The sequence below is a fragment of the Mycolicibacterium sp. XJ1819 genome (genome assembly GCF_053483675.1).
On sequence record NZ_JBEFST010000020.1, the window covers coordinates 93,318 to 117,281 of the forward strand.

Sequence of the window (23,964 nt, forward strand, 5' to 3'; positions counted from 1 at the left end):
ATTACCTTTCGGTGTGAATCGGTGTCGAATCGGTCTGGGAGCCGGAGCGTTTGGGACGGTCCGGTGTCTGTCCGGCGATGTGTCTGGCCGCCACGTAGCCGAACGTCATCGCGGGTCCGATGGTCGCGCCCGCGCCGGCGTAGCTGCGGCCCATCACCGCCGCGGAGTTGTTGCCGACCGCGTACAGGTTCGCGACGACGGAGTCGTCGTCGCGCAGTACCCGGGCGTGTTCGTCGGTGCGCAGGCCCCCGGAGGTTCCGAGGTCGCCGAGGATGATCTGGAACGCGTAGTACGGCGGTTTACCCAGCGGGTGAAGGTTCGGGTTGGGCAGCGTCGGGTCACCGTAATAGTTGTCGTACGCGGAGTCGCCGCGGTTGAAGTCGTCGTCGTGGCCCTTGCGCGCCAACTCGTTGAACCGTTCGGCGGTCTGCCGCAACTGTGCGGGCGGGACACCGATCTTGGTGGCGAGCTCCTCGAAACTGTCGCCTTCAACCACGACGCCCGATTCCAACCACGCCTTGGGCACTTTCCGGCCGGTGGGCACCGGCGCGAACGGCACCTTGGGGATCGGCAGGTGACCCGCGACCACGTAGCGGTGAAACGACCGGATGTCGGTGACCAGCCAGCACGGGATGTGGGTGACACCGGAGTTCTGGCCCTCGATCATCGCGTGCGCGAAGTCCATGTAGGGCGCGGCCTCGTTGATGAAGCGTCTGCCTTCTCCGTTGACGACGAACTGCGACGGCATCATGCGTTCGTTGAGCATGAACTGCAGTCGTCCGTCGGGCCAGCAGATCGCCGGGAACCACCAGGCCTCGTCGAGCAGATCGGTGGAGCCGCCGACCTTCTCCCCTGCCCGGATCCCGTCGCCCACCGCGGCCGCGTTGCCGAAACTCCAGTCCTTCTCGAGCACCGGCAGGTGCTGTCTGCGCCATTCCATGTCGTGGTCGAAGCCGCCGGCGGCCAGGATCACCCCGTGCCGGGCGCCGATGCGCTGCGGATGGCCGTCGCGGTCGATCACCGCACCCGTCACGGCGCCGTCGACGTCGGTGATCAACTCGGTCATCGGCGAATTCAGCCACAGCGGGATGTTCTGCTGTTTGAGCGCCAGCCGCATCCTCGCCGCCAGCGACTGGCCGATGGCGGCCATTCGGTCGCCGAACACCCGGGCCCGGACCATTCGCCAGATGAGCTTGACCAGGACGGCTTTGCCGCGCCAGTTCTGGCGGACCTGGTAGAAGAGCCGAAGATCCTTGGGGGCGAACCAGATACCCTTCGGGGCCAGCGCCAGCGGCGCCAGCAGGTGCTGCTCCTCGTCGCCCAGCCGGCGCAGATCGATCGCGGGTACGTTGATCGTGCTGCCCAGCTCGGAGCCCCCCGGCAACTCCGGGTAATAGTCGGCGTAGCCGGGCTTCCAGACGAATTCGAACCAGTCGCTGAGGTTCTCGAGGAACTCCATCATCTCCGGCGCGGTCTCCACGTACTGCCGCAGCCGCGCGTCACTGACCAGGCCGCCTGTGATATGGCGCAGATACTCATAGACCCCGTCGGGGTCGGGGACGTAGCCCTCCTTGCGTTGCGCGGGCGCACCCGGCACCCAGATGCCGCCGCCGGACAGCGCCGTGGACCCGCCGAAGTGCGCCGACTTCTCCACCACCAGCGTGTCGAGGCCGAACGCGTCGGCGGTCAGCGCCGCGGTCATACCGCCGCCGCCGGAGCCGACGACGAGCACGTCGACGGTGTGGTCGAAAGTCACGGTGGTCACGGGTTGGGCACCGCCGTCCTGATCGCGAAGCCGGCGATCAACTCGGGTGCGGCGCGGTAGAACCGGTGCACTGTCTCATAACGGCCGTGCGCGGTGAGTGCTGCGAACGCGGCCACCCAGGTCCGGATTTCGTGTGCCGAATGACCGCCTTGCTGCTCTATCCACGAGTTCGACCAGCCATCCACCTCGGTCAGTCGGTTGTCGTCGACCATGTCGAGGAACGCGCGGTCCCAATCGGGGTTGAGCGGCCGAAGCGGGCCGTCACCGCGGGCGTACCCCTGCGCCGCCTCCAGCACCGCCGCCTGCCTCGCCTGCCTTTGCTCGGGCGTCATCGGTTCGCCGTGCACGATGCGCTGCAGGGCCGTGGGCGCAGCGGTGGCCAGTGTCGGCACCGGTGGATCGTGCGACAGCCCACCGGATCCCACCACAAGCACGCGTCTGCCCAACTTGGCCAGATGGGTGCCCACCACCGCGCCGAGCGCGCGCACCCGGCGCATCGGCCCCAGCGGCGTGGCGACCGAGTTGATGAAGATCGGGATCACTGGCCGCGCCGCGGCCTCGCCGAACAACTTCTGCAGGGGCTGGACCGTGCCGTGGTCGACGTCCATGCTGGCCGAGATCGCAATGTCGATACCGGATTCGAGGACGGCCCGCGCGCAGTCGGTGGCGATGTCGGTGGGCACGTCGAGTGGGCCGACGTGGGTGCCGTAGTCGCCGATGCCCTGCGCCGCGGTGCCGATGCAGAACGGCGGCATCGTCCGGTAGAAGAACCCGTTGTAGTGGTCCGGGGCGAAGATGACGACGAGGTCCGGGTCGTAGGCCGCGACGAATTCCCGCGCTTGGGCCAAGGCGGACTCGATGTCGTCAAGCAGATCCTGCGGCGGTCCCGGAAGATTCAGCAGCGGGCTGTGTGACATGCAGCAGAGGGCCAGCGTCGCCATGAGAACCTAAACCTCCTCCCTGGGTGAGGCAGAGAACGTCGAACAGCGAGGCGCTCACTTCCGGAGCGCGTTGCGCGATGCAGGCGGCGGCGATGCACCGGTCGGGTCGCAGGAACAGCACCGAATCGGTGTAGACGTCGAACCAGGACTTCAACGCGCCGCTACGGTCTCCGACGACCACCACGTCGGGATGGTCGTGGCCGTCCCAGCGCAACTGCGTCATGGGCCGCGCCTCGACGAACCTGGCTCCCAGCCTCTTCCAACGACCGAAAGCCTCCTCGCCGAGGATCGCAGGCAGATTGTTGCTCCAGCACAGCACCGCGAACCCGGGTCCCAGCACGTCGTCGAGCAACAGGTCGGACTGCTCGCGAGTGTCGACGCGGGGCTGGATGAACAGCGTTCCCGTCGGCGAAGCCGACGCGGTCGGTCCGGCACCGGCCGCCGGGTGCACGACCGCACCCTGCTGGTATCGCGGCATCGGTTTGAACCGCATCTCCAACACGTAGCGCTTGAGTGTCGGCACCACCGATGCGGCGTGGATCAGCCGGTCGCGCAGCGCGGCCACCCGCCGGTTGGTCGGCGAGATGACGCGCCCGACCAGGGTGGACAGGTCGATCATCGCTCGGGCGTGCTTACGACGCTCCACGTCGTAGGTGTCCAGAAGGGAGTCTTCGGCCTGGCCCGTCACCACTGCGGCCAGTTTCCATCCGAGGTTTCCGGCGTCCCTGATGCCGCTGTTGTAACCCTGCCCTTGCCACACCGGCATCAGGTGTGCGGCGTCGCCGGCCAGCATCAACCGCCCCTTGCGGAAGGAGCTCGCGATGCGGGAGTGGTGGGTGTACACCCGATGACGAATGATGTCGACGCGCTCCGGATACGGAACACGTTGCGCCAGCATGCGTCTGACGAACACAGGGTCGGCGGCCATCTCGTCGGATTCGTCCGGGTGGATCAGGAACTCGAAACGCCGGATGCCGTGGGCGATCGAGATCGAGACATACGGACGTTCGGGGTCGGCGCCGACCTCACTGTTGGGATGTCCGAGCGGATCGTTGGCGACGTCGACCACCAGCCACCGCGTCGAGGAGGTGGTGCCGTCGAACGACACACCCATCAACCGACGGGTGGCGCTGCGGCCACCGTCGCAGCCCACCACGTAGCGCGCCCGCACCGGGTGCTGCCCGTCGGCGAACTCGACGGTGACGGAGTCGGCGGTCTCCGTGCAGTTCTGCATCCGGTGTTTCCAGCGCACCTCGACATGGGCGAATCGGTCCAGACCGCGGCGCAACTCGGCGTCGACCATCGGCTGCACGAACCCGTTGCGCTTGGGCCAGCCGAATCGGGCGTCCGGCGGCGCCATCTCGGCGAGCAGTTGCCGCTTGGCGTCGAAGAACCGCAGGATCTGGTTGGGCACGGTGTGCGGCAGGATGTGCTCCACCAACCCGATCGACTGGAAGGTGCGTAGCGCCTCGTCGTCGAGTCCGACTCCGCGGGGATAGTCGATGAGGCTGTCCCGCTCGTCGGCCACCAAGGTCGAAACGCCCTGCAGGCCCAGAATGTTGGCCAACGTCAGGCCGGAGGGCCCGGCTCCGACGATGACGACGTCGACGTCGACTTCGGCACTCATTGCCGCCCCAGCAGGAAATCGATGTGCAACCGGTTGAACGTCTCGGGATCCTCGTACTGCGGCCAGTGCCCACAGCCGGGCATCACTTCGAAGCGCGCGCCGGGGATCATCGAGGCGATCCGGCGGCCCTCGGTGACGTCGGCGGTCGGGTCGTCGCTGGTCCACACCACCAGCGTGGGTGCGGCGATCGCGCCGTACTCCTTGGGACCCAGCAGGTTTCGTGCACGGATCTGCGGGTCCTGCAGCGCCATGATATCGCTCATCGCCGAGACGAAGCCGGGTTGCCGGTAGATGCGCTGGCGGCTGGCGACAATGTCGTCGTAGTCCTTGGACTTGTCGGCCATCAGCCACTTGATGCGCGCCTGCACCGTCTCCCAGCTCGGGTTTTCGGCGGCCGCCATTGACAGCGTGATGATGCGCTTCATCACCTCGGGGTCGGCCTGCGAACCGCCTGCGGTGTTGAGCACCAGTCGGTCGATCCGATCCGGGTGATCGACCGCGGCGCGCGCCGCCACCCAGCCGCCCAGCGATTCGCCGCTGATGTGCGCCCGGTCGGCTGCGATCGCGTCGAGGAAAGCCATCAGGTGTGCCACATAGTGGTCCACCTCGAGCGGGTGTCCGGGTTTGTCGGTGTAGCCGTGGCCGAGCATGTCGATCGACCAGGTGGAGAAGTGCTCGGCGTGCGCCGCCATGTTGCGGACGTAGGCCTCGGCGTGCCCGCCCGAACCGTGCAGCAGGACCAGCACCGGTTTGTCGGTGTCGCCGGCATGAAGGTAGCGGGTGCGCACCGCGTTAGCGTCGAGGTAACCCTGCGAGAACGGGACGCCCTGCAGGTCGCTCCAGACACTCTCGAACACCGCAGACGTGTCGGTCGCCGGCGACTCCACCACTCGGCACCCTCTCTGACGACGAGAACTCAATTCTCGTAATTTGTAAGCGGTTTGCTCATTTATCGCACATATACGTGCACTATAGTCAGAGCATCACTCTCGCGAGGCCTTGCTGTCAAGAGATGTCGAGGAAGGGGCACCATGACTCCGGCGGACGGCGGTACGGGTCCGAATCCGCGGCCCAGCGGTGCGCCGGGCTCGCAGACGTTGGCCAGGGGGCTGGCCGCACTGCAGATGGTGGCGACAGCGCGATCGGGGCTGACCGCTCAGCAGGTGGCCGACGACATCGGCGTACACCGAACCATCGCGTATCGCCTGTTGTCGACGCTGTCGCAATTCCGGCTGGTGGCCAAGGGCGAGGACGGCCGGTACCGCGCGGCGGCCGCGCTGGCCGTGCTCGGCGCGTCGTTCGACAACAACGTGCGCCAGTTGAGCCTGCCGACGCTGCGCACCCTGGCCGACGACCTCGGCAGCACGGTCTCGTTGCTCGTCGCCGAGGGCGACCAGCAGGTGGCGATCGCGGTGATCGTGCCGACCAACGTCTATTACCAACTGTCCTTTCACGAAGGCAGTCGGTATCCGCTGGACCGCGGCGCAGCCGGCATCGCGCTGCTGGCGAGCATGCCGCCGCGTCCCGCCGAGCGCGATCTCGTCGGGCAGGCGCGGCAGCAGGGTTGGGTGATCACCCACGGCGAGATCGAACCCAACACCTACGGGCTGGCCGTGCCGGTGTGTCGCCGTCCGCCCTCTCCCCCGACGTGCATCAACCTCATCTCCCACCGTGAAGACGTCGTGCTGCGCGGTAAGGACACGGTCATCAAGGCGGCCGACGAACTCTCCGAGATTCTCAGCTGAGGATCGACAGCGCCGAAAGGACAAGCAGTGACCGACCGGGATCATGAAGTCGATGTGGTCGTGCTGGGCAGCGGCGGCGCCGGCCTGACGTCCGCGCTGGCCGCCGCGGCCAACGGCGCCTCGGTGGAGGTGTACGAGAAGGCCGCCACGGTGGGCGGCACGACCGCGGTTTCCGGTGGGATCCTGTGGATTCCGGCCCACGACAGATCCGCCGACGGCGAGTTGCCGGTCGACGACGCGATGCGCTACCTGCGGGCGCAGTCTCTGGGGTACATGGACGAGGACCTGGTGGAGACGTTCGTCCGCACCGGGCCCGAGATGCTGGATTACGTCGAGGCGCACAGCGAGTTACGGTTCGAGGTCGCCGAGGGGTTTCCGGACTACAAGCCGGAGTTGCCCGGCGGCCGGCCGGGCGGCGGACGTTCGTTGAACGCCAAGCCGTTCGACCTGTCGCGTCTCGGGGACTGGCGCGAGCGCATCACGTCGTTCCCGCCCGACTTCAGCAACGTCGGCATCGACGCCGAGACCCGTGCGCGCATCCACGCGTCGCTCGACGACGAGTCCGGTGACTACTGCGTGGCGGGCGCGGCGCTGATCGCCGGGCTGCTCAAGGCGTTGCTGGATATGGGGGTGACACCGCAGACGAAGTCGCGAGCCGTTGAACTCTGCGCCGATGCGCTGGGGATCACCGGTGTGCGAATCATCCGTGACGGCAATGAGTTCGATGTCCGGGCCCGCCGCGGCGTCGTACTGGCCACCGGCGGCTTCGAGTGGGACTCCACACTGGTGGAGGCCTATCTGCGCGGTCCGATGCACGGGCCGGTGTCACCACCGAACAACACCGGCGACGGCCTGCGGATGGCCATGGCACACGGCGCGGACCTGGCCAACATGGGCGAGGCGTGGTGGGTGCCGATCGTTCGGTTGCCCGGTGACACCTTCGAGGGCCATCCGCGCAGTCGAAGCGTGCGACTGGAACGCACCCGGCCCAGAAGCATCATCGTCAACCGAGCGGGGCGTCGGTTCCTCAACGAGGCGGGCGAATACAACTCGATGGCGGGCCCCTTCCATTTCCTGGACCCGCGCGAGGGGTACGCGAACGATCCGGCGTGGATCGTGTTCGACGCAGGGCACCTCGAGCGCTACGGCTTCCTCGGGGTGCTTCCCGGAGAGCACGCCCCCGACTGGTTCTCGCCGTCGGCGGATCTGGCCGAACTGAGCGAGAAGACCGGCATCGACCCCGACGGCCTGGCCCGCACCCTGGCGGCGTGGAACGACAACGTGGCGCGCGAGCAGGATCCCGACTTCGGCCGCGGGTCAAGTGCTTACGACGGTTACTGGGGCGACGACAAGGCCGCCACCACGGCGGGCAAGACACTGGGCCCCATCGACACCCCGCCCTACTACGCCGTTCCCGTGGCCATCGGCGCGATGGGCACCAAGGGCGGCCCACGCACCGACGGCGACGGGCGCGTACTGCACGTCAACGGGTCGGCGATCCCGGGGCTCTACGCGGCCGGCAACGCGATGGCGGGCCCGACCGGCAAAGCGTACGGCGGTGCGGGCGGAACGATCGGCCCGGCAATGGTGTTCGGCTACCGAGCGGGTCTGGCGGTATCCGCGCGGTCCTAACCGCCGGCGACGGCCGACCCGATCAGATAACTGCTCACCAGGCTTACCGCGACGAGCACGACCCAACCGTCGGTCAGCCGGCACAGCCACACCGGGGCGTGACGCACCTCCATGAACTCGCGGAAAATGATCCGCACCTTGAGGAGCGCGATCGCAATGGCGCTCACCGTGACCGCCGTGCTCGCCACCGGCGTTCCGTTTCGATCGGTGGTGCTGTCCATCCAGACGTAGATCAACGTCATCGCCGTCAGCACCGCCCAGGCGATCCACAGCCGCCTGCCGAACGTGGACGTCACACCGATCACCTCACCACATAGAGCATCGCGAAGATCAACACCCACAGCAGATCCACTGTGTGCCAGTACGTCGCGCCCGTCTCCACCAGCTGCTGCGATCGCCGGGCGGGATTCCACAACTGGTAGACGACCACACCGAGCACGACGAATCCGATCAGCACGTGGATGCAGTGCAGCGACGTCAGGAAGATGTAGTGCTGGAAGAACTCGTCGCTGGTGAACGTGTTGCCCATCCGGATCTCGATGACCCATTCCGCCACCTTGGCGACCAGGAACACCAGCCCTAACGAGATCGTCACGAAGGCGTAGGACAACGCAGCTCGGTGAGCGCGCGCACGGGAGGCTTGCACGCATCGTGCGATCGCCCACGAACTCAGCAGCAAGACAACGGTGTTGAACACACCGATCCGCAGATCCAGGTCGGCCTGGGACTGCAGGTACGAGTCGTGGTTCTGGGTGCGGGACACGAGGTAGACCGAGAAGTATCCGGTGAACAACAAGGTCTCGAAGAGGACGAACAGCCACATGTCGGGCTGGCCGGGCACTCGTCTGTGCCCGTCGTGACCGGAGGGCGATATCGTGTCGGCCCCAATGTGATTCGTCATCGAACCGCGGGCATCGTGGAGTGCGGTTGCTGGGAGGGAAGGTCGGGCAGGGGGCCGGTGCCGAAATCCTCCCGCTCGATCATCTTCCTGAGCAACACGATGAACGCGGCGGTATAGGTGACGAAGACCACCATGTTGATCCACCACGCGATCGCACCGTTCCATGCGAACACGCCTCGTTGGAAGATCCAGGCCGGCGCGACGACCACTTCGGTCAGCGCATTGCACAGACCGAGGTAGGCGAACCATTTCGGCAGCACCTTGTTCTTGTCGAGGAGGATGGCGACGAGCCAGACCACAGATCCGACGAGAAATACCCCCATGGTTCCGCTGAAGGACAGGAATGCGAAGTCGTAGAGCCATTGGATCAGTTCGGGATCCCGTTCCGGGCGAAGGGCGGCGACCGTCATCGCGATGGCCATCACCAGCATCCCGGGAATGGCGCTGAGCGCGTACATCACCAGGTACGAATAGCCGAAGATCCGGCTCACCGACATCCGTCGCATCGAGTACGCGAGCAGCGCGTTCATCGGCGCGCACATGCCCGTGATGAGAAACACGACGCCGAACCCGGTGAGGATTCCGAGGTGGCGTTCGCTGAGCCACTCGACCACCGCCGGTGTCTCCCAGGCCGGGCTCGGCGGCGGCTGGACGCGGGTGACCAGGAAGAACAGCACGCCGTAGAGCTGGTAGAAGACGACCATCACCCACCACGCGAACCACAATTCGCGCTTGGGATGGTGCCGGAAGTTCCACGCCAGCCGTCGCGCCGCGCTACGAGGTGGCATGCTCACGCGGCGACCGCATCCTCGACCCGTTGACGGCGAATATTCTGCGCCAGAACGGATGCCATGACGACGATCCACACCGCGATGGCGATGTTCTTCACCCAGTAGGACAACACGCCGTCCCAGGCGATCGGTCCACTGAACGTCACCGCACCGAACGCGGCAGGCGCCAGGGCGGCCGCGGTCAGCAGGTTGAAGTGCGCCACCCATGGCTTGAACACCGGTCGCCGCTGGTTGTCCCAGTAGATCGCCAGCGCCAGGAGCAGACATTGGGCGATCAGGTACGGAACCAGGATGGTGAACGTCACCCAGGCGAGATCGTTGAGCAACTGGGTCAACTCCGCAGAGCGTTCCGGGCGGAACGCACCCAGAAGCCAGAACATGTTGGCGATCAGGAAAAGACACGGCGGGCCGCCCGCGCAGGCCAGCAGGCTGTAGGACAGTATCGGCGTGCAATGCGCCATCCGGCGTACCTGCATCGCCAGCAGCATGACGGTGGGGATCAAGCCCACGCCGAACCAGTTGAACAGGATCATGCTGTACCGGATCCGAGCGGTGTCATCGCGATAGAAGGTTGCGACTTCCTCGGCCGACATCGTCGGCGACATCGGGTGCAGGAACCCGGGGAACAGGAAGAACGCCGACACCCAGATGACGGCCAACGCGGGCAGCGTCCAGAACAGGATCAGCTCGCCATCTGCACGTCTCATCGTCGGGCCCTCCCGGTTGCCGATCGGCTACTGGACGGTAGCCGATCGGCAACCTGGCGGTCAATGGTGGGCTACCCTCGGGTTCGTGACGTCCACTCGACCGGCTCAGCGGTTCCGCGAGATCAACCGCACCGCGGCGCAGACCCGGGTGCTCGACGCGGCGCTGAAACTCGTTGCCGAACACGGGGTCAGCGGAACCTCGCTGCAGATGATCGCCGACGCCATCGGAGTGACGAAGGCCGCGGTGTACCGGCAGTTCAAGACCAAGGAAGAGATCGTCATCGCGATCACCGAGCGCGAATTGGGCCGGTTGGAAGACGCGCTGGAGGCCGCCGAAGCCGAGGGCCACGGACCGCGCGCACGAGATGTGTTGCTCGACCGCATGATCGACCAGGCCGTCGATCGGCGCGGCGCGGTCAGCGCGCTGCAGTTCGATCCGGTCATCCTTCGGTTGCAAGCCGAATACGAGCCGTTCGAGAGGTTCATCGAACGCCTCTACGCCGCGCTGCTCGACACGGAGGCCGGCGTCGAGTCGCGATTGCACGCCGCGGTGCTCTCCAGCGCGATCAGCGTCGCCGTCATGCATCCACTGGTGGCCGACATCGACGACAACACGCTGCGTACACAACTCAAGACAATGACTCGCGCGATGCTCGGCCTGACCGGCTGACGCTTGTCGAACCACCACGGCCCCTGACCCACCCCGTCCGATCAAACGCCGTCATCAAATGATGACGCCTCCCGAGCCGCTAAGGCTCGCCAGGGCTGACGAACATCTGCTCGGCGGCGGCGTAGGGGTCGAAGCGTCCGTCGGCAACCATCTCGGCCAGGCGGTCCAGATCGGGATGGCCGCGAAGCCGGGTCTGCGCCAGCGACAGGATCTGCGCGCGTGCGCGCGCCCTGCGGCGTTCCGGGCTGTCGGCGCGGCGGTGGGCCTCGATGGCCTCGACCAACTCCGCGATGCCACGGCCTTCTGCGGCAACGATCTTCAGGATCGGCACCCGGGTCTCACCCCGCAGATCGCGCACCGTCTGATCGGCACCTTCACGGTCGGCCTTGTTCACCACCACGAGGTCCGCGACCTCCAGCAGACCCGCCTTGGCCGCCTGAACCGCGTCTCCCGCACCGGGATTGAGGATCACCACCGTCGGGTCGGCGATCGCGGCGATCTCGATCTCGGACTGCCCGACACCGACGGTCTCCAGCACGATCCGGTCGTAGGACAGCGCCGCGAGCAGCTTGATGGCCGCCGGCACCGCCGCGGCCAGTCCGCCCAGATGGCCGCGCGCGGCCACCGACCGGATCAGCACGTCGGAATCGTTGATGTGGGCGGCCATTCGAATCCGGTCGCCCAGCAGCGCACCGCCGCTGTACGGCGACGACGGGTCGACGGCGAGCACCGCCACCCGCAGCCCCTGCTCGCGGTAGGCGCCCACCAGGACGCCGACCGTCGTCGACTTGCCCGCGCCGGGCGGTCCCGTCACGCCGACGACCTGCGGCGTGGACACCTCCCCCAGCGCCGCCAGAACGTCGTCGCGCCGAGGTCCCTCAATCAGGCTCAACAATCGGCCCGCGGCCCGGGTCGATCCCGTGCGCGCCGCCTCGATGAGCTCGTCGATGGTCATTGCCCCAGCCTAAGGAGTGCCGGCAGCGTGGCTGCACCGGTATGAGAATGCTATTCTCTCATTCCGAGAGTATGGATTGCACGAAGGGGATCAGATGCAAATCGCGGGTAGCTCGGCGATCGTCGTCGGCGGTGCGGGTGGACTGGGCGAGGCCACCGTGCGGCGTCTCCACGGCGCAGGCGCGAAAGTGGTGGTCGCCGATCTCGCCGACGACAAGGGCAAGGCGCTGGAGACCGAACTCGGCGTGCGCTATGTGCGCACCGACGCGACCTCCGAGGAGTCGGTCAACGCCGCGATCGCCGAGGCGGCCGCGCTCGCACCGTTGCGCATCTCCGTCGACACCCACGGTGGCCCGGCCAGCGGCGGACGCCTCATCGGTAAGGGCGGCTCGCCGCTGGACCTCGACGGTTTCAAGAAGACGATCGAGTTCTACCTGACCGCCGTGTTCAACGTGATGCGGCTGTCGGCCGCCGAGATCGCCAAATCGGAGCCGCTCGAAGAGGGCGCGCGCGGGGTGATCGTCAACACCGCATCGATCGCCGGCATCGAGGGCCAGATCGGCCAGCTGCCCTACTCAGCGGCCAAGGGCGGCGTGCTGGGCATGACGCTCGTCGCCGCGCGCGACCTGTCGCCGCTCGGAATCCGTGTGGTCACCATCGCACCCGGCACCATCAACACCCCGGCATACGGGCAGGCCGCCAACCAACTCGAACAGTACTGGGGCCCGCAGGTGCCGTTCCCCAAGCGGATGGGCCGCTCGACGGAGTACGCGCAGCTGGCGCAGAGCATCATCGAAAACGACTATCTCAACGGCGAGATCATTCGCCTCGACGGAGCACTGCGCTTCCCGCCCAAGTAGTTCGCGCGGGCTACTTCTTCTTGTTGAGGCGGGCGACGATCTCGCGGAAGTCGTCGGTCTGAAACGACTGCTGCTCGGCGGTGTTGGCGTAGTCGAGCACGGCCATCACGGCACGCTCGAGGTGAATGTTGAGCAGACGCTTGGTGCTCTCGACGGCCTGCCGTGGCAGTTCGGCCATCTTCTTCGCACAGGCGATCGCCTCGGCCAGCGGATCCTCGACGACGTGGTTGGCCAGCCCAAGCTCGGCGGCCCGCTGCGCCGGGATACGGGCGCCGGTCAACGCGAACTCCTTGGTGTGCAGCAGACTCATCTGCAGCGGCCACACCAGCGGCCCACCGTCGGCGGCGACCAACCCGACCTGCACATGCGGATCAGCAAGGTAGGCATCACTTTTCATGTACACGATGTCTGACAGCGCGACGAGGCTGCAGCCCAGCCCGACGGCCGGGCCGTTGACCGCAGCCACCACCGGGATGCGGCAGCGGACCATGCCCAACACGATGTCGCGGCCATGGCGCAGGCTTTTGTCGCGCAGGTCGGCGTCCTGGCGCAGATTCTCCAGATACGAGAAGTCACCGCCCGCCGAGAACGCCCGGCCGGCGCCGGTGATGACCGCCGCACGCGCCTGCTGGTCTTCGGCCAGTTGCGCCCAGATTTTCGACAGCCCGGTGTGCAGGTCGTCGTTGACCGCGTTGAGCGCGTCCGGCCGGTTCAGCGTGATGATGCGCAAGGCGCCGTCCGCCTGGACGTCGATTTCCGCTGGCATGTCGTACAAATCAGTTCCCTTCGTAATTCGCGCGAGCGCTCATCACACTCCCAATCCCAAAATTCGAGACGCGATGATGTTCTTCTGAATCTGTGAGGTACCGCCCATCACACTCTGCGCGCGGCTGTACATGTAGGCGCCGAACAGTTCGGGGTCGCCGGTGCCGACGGTCGCGAGTGCGGCATGGCCGACCGACTGCTCCACCCAGGTCATCAACAGCTTGTCGAGCGACCCCTGCGGGCCGTGGGTGATGCCGTCGAGTTGTTCGGAGAGCCGCCTGCGCACGTGCAGGCGCAGCATCTCGGTCTGCACCCAGGCCCACGCCAGTTCCTCGGTCGGGGTGTCTTGTGACCGAGACGCCAACTGACGCACCAGCTTCCCGTACCGAGCCGAGAACCCCAGCGTCGACGGTTCGCGCTCGTGGCTGACCACCGTCATTGCCAACTTCCAGCCGTCACCCGGTGCGCCGACCATGTTCTGTGCGGGCACCCTCGCCCCGTCGAACAGCACCTGGCCGAACTCCTTGGTGACACCGCTGATCATCTTCAACGGTCGCTGTTCGATACCGGGCTGATGCATCGAGACGATGAACGCCGAGATGCCCTTGTGCTTGGGCACGTCCTTGTCCGTTCGCGCCAGCACCAGACACCAGTCCGCCACGTCGGAGTAGCTGGTCCAGATCTTGTGTCCATGGATGACGTACGTGTCTGGATCGTGCTCACACCGGGTGGCGGTGGTGCTCAGCGACGCCAGGTCTGAGCCCGCTCCCGGCTCGGAGAACCCCTGGCACCAGCGTTCGGTGCCGTTGATCATGCCGGGCAGAAACCGTTGTCGCAGTTCCTCATCGCCGTGGTGGGACAGTCCGACGACCAGATAGCCGAGGCTGGGCCTGGCCGGCGCGCCCGCCTTGGCGATCTCCTCGTCGACGATGACGTCGTAGACCGGGGGAAGGTCCTGGCCGCCGTACTTCGCGGGCCACGACGTGCCGAAGAACCCCGCCTGATACAGCGCCCGATGCCAGGCGCCTTGCGCAGCCCAGTACTCGTCACCCGAAGTGGGAAACTTGCCCCGTTGCTCGGTCAGCCAGCCGCGCAACCGGTCGCGAAAGGCCGCTTCCTCGGGGGAATCACGAAAGTCCAATGGTCAGCTCCTCCAGCTTCACCGGCCACAACTCGGTGGCCGTCAGCACCCGACGCAGATACACGTGCGCCAGGCATTCCCAGGTGTTCCCGATACCGCCGTGCACCTGGATCGAGGTTTCGCACACAGTCAATGCCGCACGCGCACAGTAGATCTTGGCCACCCGCCCGGCCTCGATGGCTTCGGCGGCCGGCAGCTCGTCGACGGCCCATGCGGCGTGGCGTAACACACTGGTCGAACCCTCGAGCAACGCGAGGCTCTCGGCGAGCAGGTGCCCGACGGCCTGATAGGACCCGATGGTCGCGCCGTACTGCTCACGGACCTTGGCGTACTCACAGGCCAGTGTGTGCGTGCCGCGCGCCGCGCCGACGAGGTCGGCGCAGCTGACCGCGAGGGCCAGCGCGCGCCACCTGCCCACGTCGGCCTCGGAGAGCTCACCGAGTTCGGGTGGCGACTCGACAACTCCGGCAACGCTGTTGGTCAGGTCGACCGACGGCGGGTCCGCGTCAGCCGCCGACGGTTCGCGACCGAGAGCGCGTCGCAGGTCGTCGGCCAGGATCGGGCCGACGAAAGGCACGTCGACCAGCCCGCGGGCGAACTCCTCGGCGACGATGGCCACCTCGACGCCGGAGGCGCCGTCGGATCGCAAGGTGCGAAAGCCGGTGGCGGCCACAGCCTTCTCGAGTTTGGCGATCCGGCCCGCATCCTCGAGGTCTGCGACCGAGCCCGGCCCGAGATCGTCGGCCAGCTTGGCCGCGGCGTCCCGCAACTGCCGCTGTTCACTTGTCAGACGGACGTCCACTGACGCTCCTTCAACACTCGGCGCAACACCTTTCCGGATGGCAGACGGGGTATCTCCGATACGAAAGCCACGTGACTCGGGCGCTTGTAGGACGCGAGCCGCTCCCCCACCAATGCGATCAGGTCGGCGGCATCGACGGCCGCGGCGGTCTTGACGGCGGCGATCACCCGCTCGCCGTCGGACGCGTCGGGGACACCGAACACGGCACAGTCCTCCACCGCAGGATGGCCGTGCAGGACGGCCTCGATCTCGGCCGGCGCGACCTGAAAGCCGCGCACCTTGATCATCTCCTTGGACCGGTCGGTGATGCGCAACCAGCCCTGCGCGTCGAGGTGCCCGACATCACCCGTGCGATACCACCCATCCGAGAACGCCTCAACGGTCGCCGAATCCGGCAGATATCCGGCCATCGCCGAACCCGAGCGAACCTGGATCTCCCCGAGCTGCCCCGGGCCCACCGGCTCGCCGGTGTCCAGCGACACGATGCGCACCTCCACCCCGGCCACCGGCCGGCCGACGGTGTCCAACCTCGCGCTCTCGATCTCGTTACACGAGATCACGGGCAATTCACTGGCGCCGTACGCGGTCACCCAGTTCACACCCGCCCTGCGCGTGACGGTCTCCGCGACGCTCTCGGTCACCGGGGTGGCACACCACATCACGTACCGCAGTGAGGACAGGTCGTGGCTTTCGAGGTCGGGGTGCGAGGCCAGCGCCAACGCAATTGGCGCGACCGCCATTTCGATGGTGATCCGGTCGCGTTCGATGTGGCGCAGCATCTGGTCGATGTCGAACCGTCGGTGCAGCCGGATCCAGGCACCGGTCTCCAGCGCCATCACGATGTTGAGCAGCCCGAGGATGTGCGACGGAGGCGTCATGATCTGCATGCGGTCGGCCGCGGTCAGCTGCAACGCATCACGCCAGTGCCGCACCGCCACGGCCAGCGAACCGTGGGTGTGGCGGACCGCCTTGGGCATGCCGGTGGTACCGGAACTGAACACGAACACGGCATCACGGGCTGGGTCGGAGGCGGCGACGCGGCGCGGTCCCGGCGAGACCGGTTCGTCCAACTCCAGCATCGGCATGACATCGGCCAAAACCGGGTGATCGCCGACGGCGTGGGCCGGGTCGGTGAGCGCGAGCGCATGTTCGACCTCGGCCCGCTTCCAGGCCGGGCTCAGCAGGACCGCGGACGCACCGGACTGCCAGATCGCCCGCAGCGCGACGACGAACTCCGGTCGGTTCGACGACATCAGCGCCACCCGGTCACCCCGACGCACCCCACGCTGCTCAAGGACGGCCGCCATGCCGCCGGCCAGTGCGTCGAGTTGGGGCAGCGTGTACTCACGCTCCTCGAAGGCGAGCGCGATCGCCTCACTCACAGCTGCCCTCACTCGCCGTCGTAGGGTCGCACACAGATCCCGATGCAGTAGAGAATAGCGTATCACTTAAAGAGAATGATATTCTCTTTCTATCAGAATCGATATGCCAGGAGAGGCACCGATGACTGCAGAACCGGCACCGCACGCGTCCCCGGCCGACGACGCCGGACAGGTGACGATCGTGCAGGACCGCAAGAAGGTGTCGGTAGCCCGAATGGCCAACGAGACGCTTCTGGAAAGCGCGCGGCGGGCGGGGTTGTCTCCGCCGTTCTCCTGCGAAGCGGGCAACTGCGGAACCTGCATGGGCCGGATCCTCGAGGGCAAGGCCACCATGCGGGTCAACGACGCCCTCGAACAGGACGAGCTCGACGACGGATACATCCTGACCTGCCAGGCGGTTCCGGACACGGAGTCGATCAGCGTCACCTACGACGATTGAGACGATTGAGACGAGGCGCCGTGCTCGTCGATGCCCGGCGGCGGGCGGTATTGCGGTTCGTACCCGGTGATGCGGATCGGGCTGGCCACCAGCCGGAAATCGCCCGCCCGCACCACCACCTCCGGCGTCGCCTCGAGGGCTTCTGGCAGCGTCCGCACCGCGGCCACGGGTATCCCGAGCGGACGCAACCGCGACTCCCAACTCACAGCGGTGTCGGTGGCCAACGCCTCGGCCACCACGGCCAGCACCTCGTCGCGCCTGGCCGCCCGCTCGGCCATCGTCGGGAAGCCCTCGATCTTGGCCTCGGCGGCGAACGCCCGCCAGAACGCGTCATGGGTGACGAACAGCGCCAGGAATCCGTCGGCCGTCGAGAACAGTTGCGCCGGCACGTAATACGAGTGCGCGCCGTACGGGTAACGCAGCGGTGCGGCGCCGTCGTTCAGGTAAGCCGATGCACGGTAGTTCAGCTGCGAGAACATCACGTCGCGCAGCGACACGTCGACCTGGCCACCGCGGCCCGACACGATCTGGGCCACCAGCCCCAGCGCGGCGGCCAGACCGGTGGAGTTGTCGGCCGACGAATAGCCCGGCAGCGTGGGCGGCCCGTCGGGGTCGCCGGTCATCGCCGCGACGCCCGTCGCGGCTTGGATGACGTAATCGAACGCGGGATCGTCGCCGCCCTCGAGGCCGAAGCCGGTCATCGCCACACAGACGATCCGCTCGTTGAACCGGCGCAGCGAGTCATACGTCAGGCCCAGCCGTTTGATGGCCGACGGTTTCATGTTCACCAGCAGCGCATGTGAATCGGCGACCAACTCACCCAGCCGCCGCTGACCGGCCTCCGACCGCAGGTCCAGGACGACGCTCTGCTTGTTGCGGTTGAGGCTGGCGAAGTAGCTGTCGCTGACCTGGCGGGAGATCTCGCCGCCCGGCGGCTCGACCTTGATCACCTCGGCGCCGAGGTCGGCGAGCAGCATCGTCGCGTAGGGGCCGGCAAGCATGACGCCGACCTCGATGATGCGGATGCCCGCCAACGGCCCTGGGGTCACCGCACCTCCGCGGCGAGCTGCGAAATCACCTCTCGCGTGCGGTACTTCGACGCGATCAGTTCGTCGCGCGTCTCGCCGATCGGCAACAGACGGACGGACAGGTCGGTGACACCGGCGTCGGCGAACTGACGGAACCGCCGCAGGATCGCCTCCTCGTCACCCGCCGCGCAGAGGTCACCGACGTTACGGGCGTCGCCGCGGTCGAGCAGGCGCTGGTAGTTCGGCGACGTCTCCGCCTCGGCCAGAATGCGATTCGCGCGGTCTTTGGCGGCGTCGATCTCGGAGTTGGCGCACAAACACACCGGGATGCCCGCGACAATCCGCGGCGCCGGCCGCCCCGCGTTGTCGGCGGCCTTGGTGATTCGCGGCGCGATGTGCTCCCCGATCGCCCGCTCGTCTGCCATCCACAACACCGTGCCGTCGGCGAGTTCGCCTGCGATCTGCAGCATCACCGGCCCGAGGGCCGCGACGAGCACCGGCATCGGCGCTTCGGCGCCGAGCACGGTCGGGTTGTGCACGGTGAAGCTGGCGTTCTCCACGTCGACGTCGCCGGGGCCCGCAAGTGCCCTGTTGAGCACCTCGAGGTAGTCGCGGGTGTAGGCCGCCGGCTTCTCGTAGGCGATGCCGAGCATGTCGCGGACGATCCAGTGATGTGACGGGCCGACGCCCAGCGCCAGCCGGTTGCCGGTCCCGGCGTGAATGGACAACGCCTGCCGGGCCAACGCGATTGGGTGCTGCGTTTGCAGCGGCACCACGGCCGTACCCAGTTCGATCCGGTTGGTGCGCGCCCCCATCAAGCTGACCATGGTCAGGCAGTCGAAGTCGTTGGGCACCTGCGGCATCCACGCGGTGTCCAGACCGGCGGACTCCGCCCATTCGATGTCGTCGAGAAGCTTCTTGACCTTGCGGGCCATGTCGCCGCGCTCGGCGCCGATCATCACGCCCAGCCGCATATCAGTCCCCTACCCGCTCGGATGTCAACTTGCGAACCTCGTCGACCAGCACGTCCAGCGGCGTGCCGGTCGGGAACACCGCGGCGGCGCCGGCCTCCAGCAGCTTGGGTACGTCGCCCTGCGGGATGGTGCCGCCGACGACCACCGCGATGTCGCCCGCGTCCGCGGCGCGCAACGCCTCGACAGTACGCGTGGTCAATGTCAGGTGGGCACCGGATAGGATCGAAAGCCCCACCAGCGCAACGTCTTCCTGTAGAGCAACCGACACGATGTCCTCGATGCGCTGCCGGATGCCGGTGTAGATGACCTCGAATCCGGCGTCGCGCAGCGTGCGGGCGACGATCTTCGCGCCGCGGTCGTGACCGTCGAGTCCGGGTTTCGCGACGAGCACCCGGGCAGGCACTGACTGGGTCATCTAGAACACCACCGGCTGTTGGAATTCGCCCCAGACCGCCTTGAGCGCGGCAACCATCTCACCGACCGTGCAGTACGCGTTCGCACAGTCGATCAGCTTATGCATCAGGTTGTCGGTGCCCTCGGCCGCCTTCGACAGGGCCGCGAGGCTGGCCGCCACGGCCGCGGCGTCGCGTTCCGCCTTGACCTTTGACAATCGCTTGAGCTGAAGATCGCGGCCCTCCGGGTCCAGTTCGTAGGTCGCGATCTCCGGCGGCGGTTCGTCGACGACGAACTTGTTCACCCCCACCACCGGCCGTTCGCCTGATTCCACCTCCTGGTGGATCTTGAACGCCTCGTCGGCGATCAGACCCTGCAGATAGCCGTCCTCGATGCAGCGCACCATGCCGCCGTGGGCCTCGAGATCGCTCATAATCTCGACGATCTTCTCCTCGGTGGCATCGGTCAGCGCCTCGACGAAGTAGGAGCCGCCGAGCGGATCGGCCACCTTCGCCACCCCGGTCTCGTAGGCCAGGATCTGCTGTGTGCGCAGCGCCAGGGTCGCGGACTCCTCGCTGGGCAGCGCGAACGGTTCGTCCCATGCCGCGGTGAACATCGACTGCACCCCGCCCAGCACCGCGGCCATCGCCTCGTAAGCCACCCGGACCAGGTTGTTCTGTGCCTGCGGTGCGTACAACGAGGCACCGCCCGCCACGCAGCCGAACCGGAACATCGACGCCTTGTCGGTCGATGCGCCGTAGCGCTCGCGCACGATCGTCGCCCAGCGCCGCCGGCCCGCCCGGTATTTGGCGATCTCCTCGAAGAAGTCGCCGTGCGTGTAGAAGAAGAACGAGATCTGCGGTGCGAACTGGTCGATGCTCATGCGGCCGCGTTCGACCACGGTGTCGCAGTAGGTGACCCCGTCGGCGAGGGTGAACGCCATCTCCTGCACGGCGTTGGCGCCGGCGTCGCGAAAGTGCGCCCCGGCCACGGAGATCGCGTTGAACTTGGGCACCTCGCCCGCGCAGAACTCGATCGTGTCGGCGATCAGCCGCAGCGACGGCTCCGGCGGCCAGATCCAGGTGCCGCGCGACGCATACTCCTTGAGGATGTCGTTCTGGATGGTGCCGGTGAGCTTGCCCCGCGGCACCCCCTTCTTCTCGGCCGCCGCGACGTAGAAGGCCAACAGGATGGCCGCCGTGCCGTTGATGGTGAAACTGGTGCTGATCGCATCCAGCGGAATGCCGTCGAACAGGATCTCGGCGTCGGCCAGCGTGTCGACCGCGACGCCGACCCGGCCCACCTCTTCACCGAACTCGGGATCGTCGGAGTCGTAGCCGCACTGCGTGGGCAGATCCAGCGCGACCGACAGTCCGGTACCGCCCTGATCGAGCAGGTAGCGGTAGCGCCGGTTGGACTCCTCGGGCGTCCCGAAGCCCGAGTACTGCCGGAATGTCCACAACTTGCCGCGATAGCCACTGGCGAAGTTGCCGCGGGTGAACGGATACGCGCCTGGCGCCGGCGGCTCACCGGACCGCTCGGCCGGCCCGTAGACGGGCTGGAGCGGTATCCCCGAGGGGGTCTGTACTGGGTCGCTCATCACTGGATAACGTACTTGCAGAAAATGAGAATGCCAATACCGCACGCCGGAAACACGCAGCGAGGAGAGCCCGCTGGATGCCTCACGGCCCGGTTGACAGGCCGGTACACAGCGATTATGGGACTTGCGTAAAATGAGAACGTCGCTACCGGCAGTTCAGCACGGCCGGTAGCATCGACCTGACTCGGCCGACAGGAGACCCATGACGAGCCAGCCCACCTTCTCCGACCGCACGCTCGTGGTGTCCGGTGGCAGCCGCGGAATCGGGTTGGCGATCGCACTGGGCGCCGCCGCGCGGGGCGCGAACGTCGTCCTGCTGGCCAAGACCTCCGAACCGCATCCGAGGCTGCCCGGCACCGTACACACCGCGGTGGCGGACGTGGACGCCGCGGGCGGCAAGGGCGTGGCGGTGGTCGGCGATGTACGCAGCGAAGAGGACGTGCAGCGCGCGGTGGACACCGCCGTCGAGCGCTTCGGCGGGGTCGACGCCGTCATCAACAACGCCAGCGCGATCGCGACCGAACCGACCGAACAACTGGCGGCCAAGAAGTTCGACCTGATGATGGACATCAACGTCCGCGGCACGTTCCTGCTGACCAAGGCGGCGCTGCCGCACTTGCGCAAGTCGTCGAACGCACACGTCATCACGCTGGCACCACCGTTGAACTTGAGTCCGCACTGGCTGGGCGCCCACCCGTCCTACACGTTGTCGAAGTACGGGATGACGATGCTGTCGCTGGGCTGGGCCGCCGAGTACGCCGAGGCCGCGATCGGTTTCGCCTGCCTGTGGCCGCAGACCTACATCGCCACCTCCGCGGTGGCCAACGCGCCCGGCTTCAAGGACATGATCTCCCGGTCGCGCGACCCGAAGATCATGGCCGACGCGGCGGTCGAGCTGCTGTCTCGGCCGCCGGGCGACGTCAACGGGCAGTGTTTCATCGACGCCGACGTGCTCACGTCGGCCGGTATCACCGATCTGTCCACCTACGGCGGGGGCGATGAACCCGTCCTTGATATCTTCGTCGACAAATCATGAGCATCTCCCTGCTGTTAGAGATGGCAGCCTCCAGCGAACCGGACCGCCTCGCCCTGGTGTCCGGCGAGATTCGCCTGACCACAGAGGAACTGAGCACGCTGGCCGACGGCGGCTCCGGCGTGATCGCCGCCTCGGGCGCCTCCCATGTCGCCTACGTCGGCACCGGCGGGGCGCTGCTGCCGCTGCTGCTGTTCGCCTCGGCCCGCGCCGGTGTGCCGTGCACGCCGCTGAACTACCGCCTCAGCGGCGACGGCCTGCGTGAACTGATCGACCGCCTGCCCCAGCCCCTGGTGGTGGCCGACGCCGAATACTGCGACGTGGTGGCGGGTGCCGGCAAACAGGTGATCGCCTCGGAGGAATTCCTCGCGGCCGCCCGCACCGGTGAACCGGCCGCGGAGTTCCCCGACCCCGACGACGTCGCGGTGGTGTTGTTCACCTCGGGCACCACCTCCCGTCCCAAGGCCGTCGAACTCACGCACAACAACCTCACCAGCTACGTCACCGGGACGGTGGAGTTCGCCGCGGCCGATCCGGCGGACGCCGCGCTGATCTGCGTGCCGCCCTACCACATCGCCGGCGTCGGGGCGGCACTGTCGAACCTGTATGCGGGCCGAAAAATGGTGTATTTGCGGCAGTTCGACGCCGCTGAATGGGTGCGGCTCGTCAACGAGGAAGGCGTCACCACCGCGACGGTGGTGCCGACGATGCTCGATCGGATCGTGTCGCAACTGGAGGCCGACGCGGTCGAACTGCCGACTCTGCGCAACCTCGCCTACGGAGGTTCCAAGGTCGCACTTCCGTTGGTGCGCAAGGCTCTGGGGTTGCTGCCCGATGTCGGCTTCGTCAATGCCTACGGGCTGACCGAGACGAGTTCGACGATCGCGGTGCTCACCCCCGACGATCACCGCCAGGCACTTGCCTCCGACGACGAAGCGCTGGCCAGACGCCTGGGCTCGGTGGGACAGCCGGTGCCGGGCGTCGAAGTGCAGATCCGCGCCGAGGACGGGACCGTGCTCGGTCCCGGCCAGACCGGCGAGTTGTTCGTGCGCGGAGACCAGGTGTCGGGCCGCTACGCCGAGATCGGCTCCGTGCTCGACGCGCAAGGCTGGTTTCCCACCAAGGACATCGCCATGCTCGACGAGGACGGATACCTGTTCATCGGCGGGCGCTCCGACGACACCATCATCCGCGGCGGCGAGAACATCGCGCCTGCCGAGATCGAGAGCGTTCTGGTGGAACATCCGCTGGTGAGCGACTGCGCGGTGGTGGGCACCGAGGATCCACAGTGGGGCCAGATCATCGTCGCGGTCGTGGTACCGGTCAAGGGCGCCGACCCGGATCCCGAGGAATTGCGCGGGTATGTGAGGACGCAGCTGCGAGGCTCACGCACACCCGATCGCGTGGTCTTCCGTGACGAACTGCCCACCAACGCGACCGGCAAGCTGTTGCGCCGCGAGCTCGTCGAAGAACTCACCGCCTCGAACTGTTAAAGGAGCCGCACATGGTCAAGAACGGCACTCGACTGAAGAGCCAGGTCTGCGACACTCAGGTGATCGTCGTGCGCAGCGCCGACAGCCTCGACGACCTCCGCGCGGGCGGGGTGCCGATGCTGCCACTGGACGCCGACGATTCGGCGAAATCCGCCGACGCCAAGCTCGATCCGGCGTTCTCCGACGGCAACGCGATGGGCAAACGCTACGTCGACGACAACGGTGCCGAGGTGCTGGTGACCAAGGCCGGCGCCGGCACCCTGTCGATCGGCACCACCCCGTTGGCGCTCAAGGAAGCCAAGCCGCTGCCGGCAAGCGACT

General features: G+C 67.1%; 25 protein-coding genes. 8 read left to right on the forward strand and 17 right to left on the reverse strand.

The genetic code is table 11. From position 1 onward, the window contains the following. Position 1 precedes the first annotated feature (1 nt). The 4 genes from ABQE89_RS21200 to ABQE89_RS21215 are packed head-to-tail and all read right to left on the reverse strand — an operon-like array spanning position 2 to position 5,220. On the reverse strand, positions 2-1,702 hold the full coding sequence (locus ABQE89_RS21200) for an FAD-binding protein (protein WP_448420309.1): 1,701 nt from the start codon (positions 1,700-1,702) through the stop codon (positions 2-4). Between the two features lie 59 nt (positions 1,703-1,761). Continuing rightward, complete coding sequence (locus ABQE89_RS21205; RefSeq protein WP_448420248.1) at positions 1,762-2,682, reverse strand: 3-carboxyethylcatechol 2,3-dioxygenase; 921 nt, start codon at positions 2,680-2,682, stop codon at positions 1,762-1,764. Continuing rightward, positions 2,630-4,333: a bifunctional 3-(3-hydroxy-phenyl)propionate/3-hydroxycinnamic acid hydroxylase gene (locus ABQE89_RS21210; protein ID WP_448420249.1), complete on the reverse strand. Its 1,704-nt coding sequence runs from the start codon at positions 4,331-4,333 to the stop codon at positions 2,630-2,632. Before ABQE89_RS21210 ends, ABQE89_RS21205 begins: the two co-directional genes overlap by 53 nt. Next, complete coding sequence (locus ABQE89_RS21215) at positions 4,330-5,220, reverse strand: alpha/beta fold hydrolase (RefSeq protein ID WP_448420251.1); 891 nt, start codon at positions 5,218-5,220, stop codon at positions 4,330-4,332. The genes ABQE89_RS21210 and ABQE89_RS21215 overlap by 4 nt, the downstream gene beginning before the upstream one ends. Positions 5,221-5,364: 144 nt before the next feature. Between ABQE89_RS21215 and ABQE89_RS21220 the strand changes: the two genes are divergently transcribed. Continuing rightward, positions 5,365-6,078 carry an IclR family transcriptional regulator gene (locus tag ABQE89_RS21220; protein ID WP_448420253.1) on the forward strand — a complete coding sequence of 238 codons (714 nt, stop codon included), beginning with the start codon at positions 5,365-5,367 and terminating at the stop codon, positions 6,076-6,078. Between the two features lie 27 nt (positions 6,079-6,105). Further along, the gene (locus ABQE89_RS21225; RefSeq protein WP_448420255.1) at positions 6,106-7,710 is read left to right on the forward strand and encodes an FAD-dependent oxidoreductase; all 1,605 of its coding nucleotides are present in this window, start codon (positions 6,106-6,108) and stop codon (positions 7,708-7,710) included. Here the strand turns inward: ABQE89_RS21225 and ABQE89_RS21230 are convergent. From ABQE89_RS21230 to ABQE89_RS21245, 4 genes are read right to left on the reverse strand one after another with little or no spacing between them, the layout of a single operon-like run. After that, positions 7,707-8,006: a cytochrome C oxidase subunit IV family protein gene (locus ABQE89_RS21230; RefSeq protein ID WP_448420257.1), complete on the reverse strand. Its 300-nt coding sequence runs from the start codon at positions 8,004-8,006 to the stop codon at positions 7,707-7,709. The genes ABQE89_RS21225 and ABQE89_RS21230 overlap by 4 nt on opposite strands. Before the next feature lie 5 nt (positions 8,007-8,011). Beyond that, positions 8,012-8,611 (reverse strand): cytochrome c oxidase subunit 3, encoded by a 600-nt coding sequence (locus tag ABQE89_RS21235; protein WP_448420259.1) that lies wholly within the window; start codon positions 8,609-8,611, stop codon positions 8,012-8,014. Next, on the reverse strand, positions 8,608-9,399 hold the full coding sequence (locus tag ABQE89_RS21240; protein ID WP_448420311.1) for a hypothetical protein: 792 nt from the start codon (positions 9,397-9,399) through the stop codon (positions 8,608-8,610). Before ABQE89_RS21240 ends, ABQE89_RS21235 begins: the two co-directional genes overlap by 4 nt. A 2-nt stretch (positions 9,400-9,401) precedes the next feature. Next, entirely contained in the window at positions 9,402-10,109 is a 708-nt protein-coding gene (locus ABQE89_RS21245) for a hypothetical protein (RefSeq protein ID WP_448420261.1), read from the reverse strand. A gap of 85 nt (positions 10,110-10,194) precedes the next feature. On the opposite strand from ABQE89_RS21245, the gene ABQE89_RS21250 reads away from it, so the two are divergent. Next, positions 10,195-10,779: a TetR/AcrR family transcriptional regulator gene (locus ABQE89_RS21250; RefSeq protein ID WP_448420263.1), complete on the forward strand. Its 585-nt coding sequence runs from the start codon at positions 10,195-10,197 to the stop codon at positions 10,777-10,779. 79 nt (positions 10,780-10,858) lie between these two features. Here the strand turns inward: ABQE89_RS21250 and ABQE89_RS21255 are convergent, their stop codons facing one another. After that, positions 10,859-11,734 carry an ArgK/MeaB family GTPase gene (locus tag ABQE89_RS21255; RefSeq protein WP_448420265.1) on the reverse strand — a complete coding sequence of 292 codons (876 nt, stop codon included), beginning with the start codon at positions 11,732-11,734 and terminating at the stop codon, positions 10,859-10,861. Positions 11,735-11,828: 94 nt separating this feature from the next. Between ABQE89_RS21255 and ABQE89_RS21260 the strand changes: the two genes are divergently transcribed. Continuing rightward, complete coding sequence (locus tag ABQE89_RS21260; protein WP_448420267.1) at positions 11,829-12,593, forward strand: SDR family NAD(P)-dependent oxidoreductase; 765 nt, start codon at positions 11,829-11,831, stop codon at positions 12,591-12,593. Between the two features lie 10 nt (positions 12,594-12,603). On the opposite strand, the gene ABQE89_RS21265 is transcribed toward ABQE89_RS21260, so the two are convergent. From ABQE89_RS21265 to ABQE89_RS21280, 4 genes are read right to left on the reverse strand one after another with little or no spacing between them, the layout of a single operon-like run. Further along, the gene (locus tag ABQE89_RS21265; protein ID WP_448420269.1) at positions 12,604-13,368 is read right to left on the reverse strand and encodes an enoyl-CoA hydratase/isomerase family protein; all 765 of its coding nucleotides are present in this window, start codon (positions 13,366-13,368) and stop codon (positions 12,604-12,606) included. Between the two features lie 33 nt (positions 13,369-13,401). Beyond that, complete coding sequence (locus ABQE89_RS21270) at positions 13,402-14,499, reverse strand: acyl-CoA dehydrogenase family protein (protein ID WP_448420271.1); 1,098 nt, start codon at positions 14,497-14,499, stop codon at positions 13,402-13,404. After that, positions 14,486-15,301 (reverse strand): acyl-CoA dehydrogenase family protein, encoded by an 816-nt coding sequence (locus ABQE89_RS21275; RefSeq protein WP_448420273.1) that lies wholly within the window; start codon positions 15,299-15,301, stop codon positions 14,486-14,488. Before ABQE89_RS21275 ends, ABQE89_RS21270 begins: the two co-directional genes overlap by 14 nt. Beyond that, positions 15,286-16,683, reverse strand: a complete 1,398-nt coding sequence (locus ABQE89_RS21280) for a class I adenylate-forming enzyme family protein (RefSeq protein ID WP_448420275.1) — start codon at positions 16,681-16,683, stop codon at positions 15,286-15,288. The genes ABQE89_RS21275 and ABQE89_RS21280 overlap by 16 nt, the downstream gene beginning before the upstream one ends. A gap of 121 nt (positions 16,684-16,804) precedes the next feature. Between ABQE89_RS21280 and ABQE89_RS21285 the strand changes: the two genes are divergently transcribed. Further along, positions 16,805-17,122: a 2Fe-2S iron-sulfur cluster-binding protein gene (locus ABQE89_RS21285; protein ID WP_448420277.1), complete on the forward strand. Its 318-nt coding sequence runs from the start codon at positions 16,805-16,807 to the stop codon at positions 17,120-17,122. On the opposite strand, the gene ABQE89_RS21290 is transcribed toward ABQE89_RS21285, so the two are convergent. The 4 genes from ABQE89_RS21290 to ABQE89_RS21305 are packed head-to-tail and all read right to left on the reverse strand — an operon-like array spanning position 17,110 to position 21,117. After that, complete coding sequence (locus ABQE89_RS21290; RefSeq protein WP_448420279.1) at positions 17,110-18,171, reverse strand: CaiB/BaiF CoA transferase family protein; 1,062 nt, start codon at positions 18,169-18,171, stop codon at positions 17,110-17,112. The genes ABQE89_RS21285 and ABQE89_RS21290 overlap by 13 nt on opposite strands. Further along, the gene (locus ABQE89_RS21295) at positions 18,168-19,124 is read right to left on the reverse strand and encodes an LLM class F420-dependent oxidoreductase (RefSeq protein WP_448420281.1); all 957 of its coding nucleotides are present in this window, start codon (positions 19,122-19,124) and stop codon (positions 18,168-18,170) included. Before ABQE89_RS21295 ends, ABQE89_RS21290 begins: the two co-directional genes overlap by 4 nt. A 1-nt stretch (position 19,125) precedes the next feature. Then, positions 19,126-19,539: a cobalamin B12-binding domain-containing protein gene (locus ABQE89_RS21300; RefSeq protein ID WP_448420283.1), complete on the reverse strand. Its 414-nt coding sequence runs from the start codon at positions 19,537-19,539 to the stop codon at positions 19,126-19,128. After that, complete coding sequence (locus tag ABQE89_RS21305) at positions 19,540-21,117, reverse strand: methylmalonyl-CoA mutase family protein (RefSeq protein ID WP_448420285.1); 1,578 nt, start codon at positions 21,115-21,117, stop codon at positions 19,540-19,542. It lies immediately after the preceding gene. Positions 21,118-21,319: 202 nt separating this feature from the next. On the opposite strand from ABQE89_RS21305, the gene ABQE89_RS21310 reads away from it, so the two are divergent. The 3 genes from ABQE89_RS21310 to ABQE89_RS21320 all read left to right on the forward strand — a co-directional run. After that, positions 21,320-22,153, forward strand: coding sequence for an SDR family oxidoreductase (locus ABQE89_RS21310; RefSeq protein ID WP_448420287.1), 834 nt, complete (start codon positions 21,320-21,322; stop codon positions 22,151-22,153). Then, the gene (locus ABQE89_RS21315) at positions 22,150-23,643 is read left to right on the forward strand and encodes a class I adenylate-forming enzyme family protein (RefSeq protein ID WP_448420289.1); all 1,494 of its coding nucleotides are present in this window, start codon (positions 22,150-22,152) and stop codon (positions 23,641-23,643) included. Before ABQE89_RS21310 ends, ABQE89_RS21315 begins: the two co-directional genes overlap by 4 nt. A gap of 11 nt (positions 23,644-23,654) precedes the next feature. Next, the coding region (locus tag ABQE89_RS21320; RefSeq protein ID WP_448420291.1) for a hypothetical protein at positions 23,655-23,964 on the forward strand (310 nt) is incomplete at its 3' end.

Coding starts and splice junctions, on each gene's coding strand:
- ABQE89_RS21300 (WP_448420283.1), bottom strand. CDS start 19,539: ATGACCCAGTCAGTGCCTGCCCGGGTGCTCGTCGCGAAACCCGGACTC.
- ABQE89_RS21235 (WP_448420259.1), bottom strand. CDS start 8,611: ATGACGAATCACATTGGGGCCGACACGATATCGCCCTCCGGTCACGAC.
- ABQE89_RS21200 (WP_448420309.1), bottom strand. CDS start 1,702: ATGACCGCGGCGCTGACCGCCGACGCGTTCGGCCTCGACACGCTGGTG.
- ABQE89_RS21260 (WP_448420267.1), top strand. CDS start 11,829: ATGCAAATCGCGGGTAGCTCGGCGATCGTCGTCGGCGGTGCGGGTGGA.
- ABQE89_RS21220 (WP_448420253.1), top strand. CDS start 5,365: ATGACTCCGGCGGACGGCGGTACGGGTCCGAATCCGCGGCCCAGCGGT.
- ABQE89_RS21240 (WP_448420311.1), bottom strand. CDS start 9,399: ATGCCACCTCGTAGCGCGGCGCGACGGCTGGCGTGGAACTTCCGGCAC.
- ABQE89_RS21310 (WP_448420287.1), top strand. CDS start 21,320: ATGACGAGCCAGCCCACCTTCTCCGACCGCACGCTCGTGGTGTCCGGT.
- ABQE89_RS21315 (WP_448420289.1), top strand. CDS start 22,150: ATGAGCATCTCCCTGCTGTTAGAGATGGCAGCCTCCAGCGAACCGGAC.
- ABQE89_RS21305 (WP_448420285.1), bottom strand. CDS start 21,117: ATGAGCGACCCAGTACAGACCCCCTCGGGGATACCGCTCCAGCCCGTC.
- ABQE89_RS21210 (WP_448420249.1), bottom strand. CDS start 4,333: ATGAGTGCCGAAGTCGACGTCGACGTCGTCATCGTCGGAGCCGGGCCC.
- ABQE89_RS21295 (WP_448420281.1), bottom strand. CDS start 19,124: ATGCGGCTGGGCGTGATGATCGGCGCCGAGCGCGGCGACATGGCCCGC.
- ABQE89_RS21205 (WP_448420248.1), bottom strand. CDS start 2,682: ATGTCACACAGCCCGCTGCTGAATCTTCCGGGACCGCCGCAGGATCTG.
- ABQE89_RS21245 (WP_448420261.1), bottom strand. CDS start 10,109: ATGAGACGTGCAGATGGCGAGCTGATCCTGTTCTGGACGCTGCCCGCG.
- ABQE89_RS21285 (WP_448420277.1), top strand. CDS start 16,805: ATGACTGCAGAACCGGCACCGCACGCGTCCCCGGCCGACGACGCCGGA.
- ABQE89_RS21255 (WP_448420265.1), bottom strand. CDS start 11,734: ATGACCATCGACGAGCTCATCGAGGCGGCGCGCACGGGATCGACCCGG.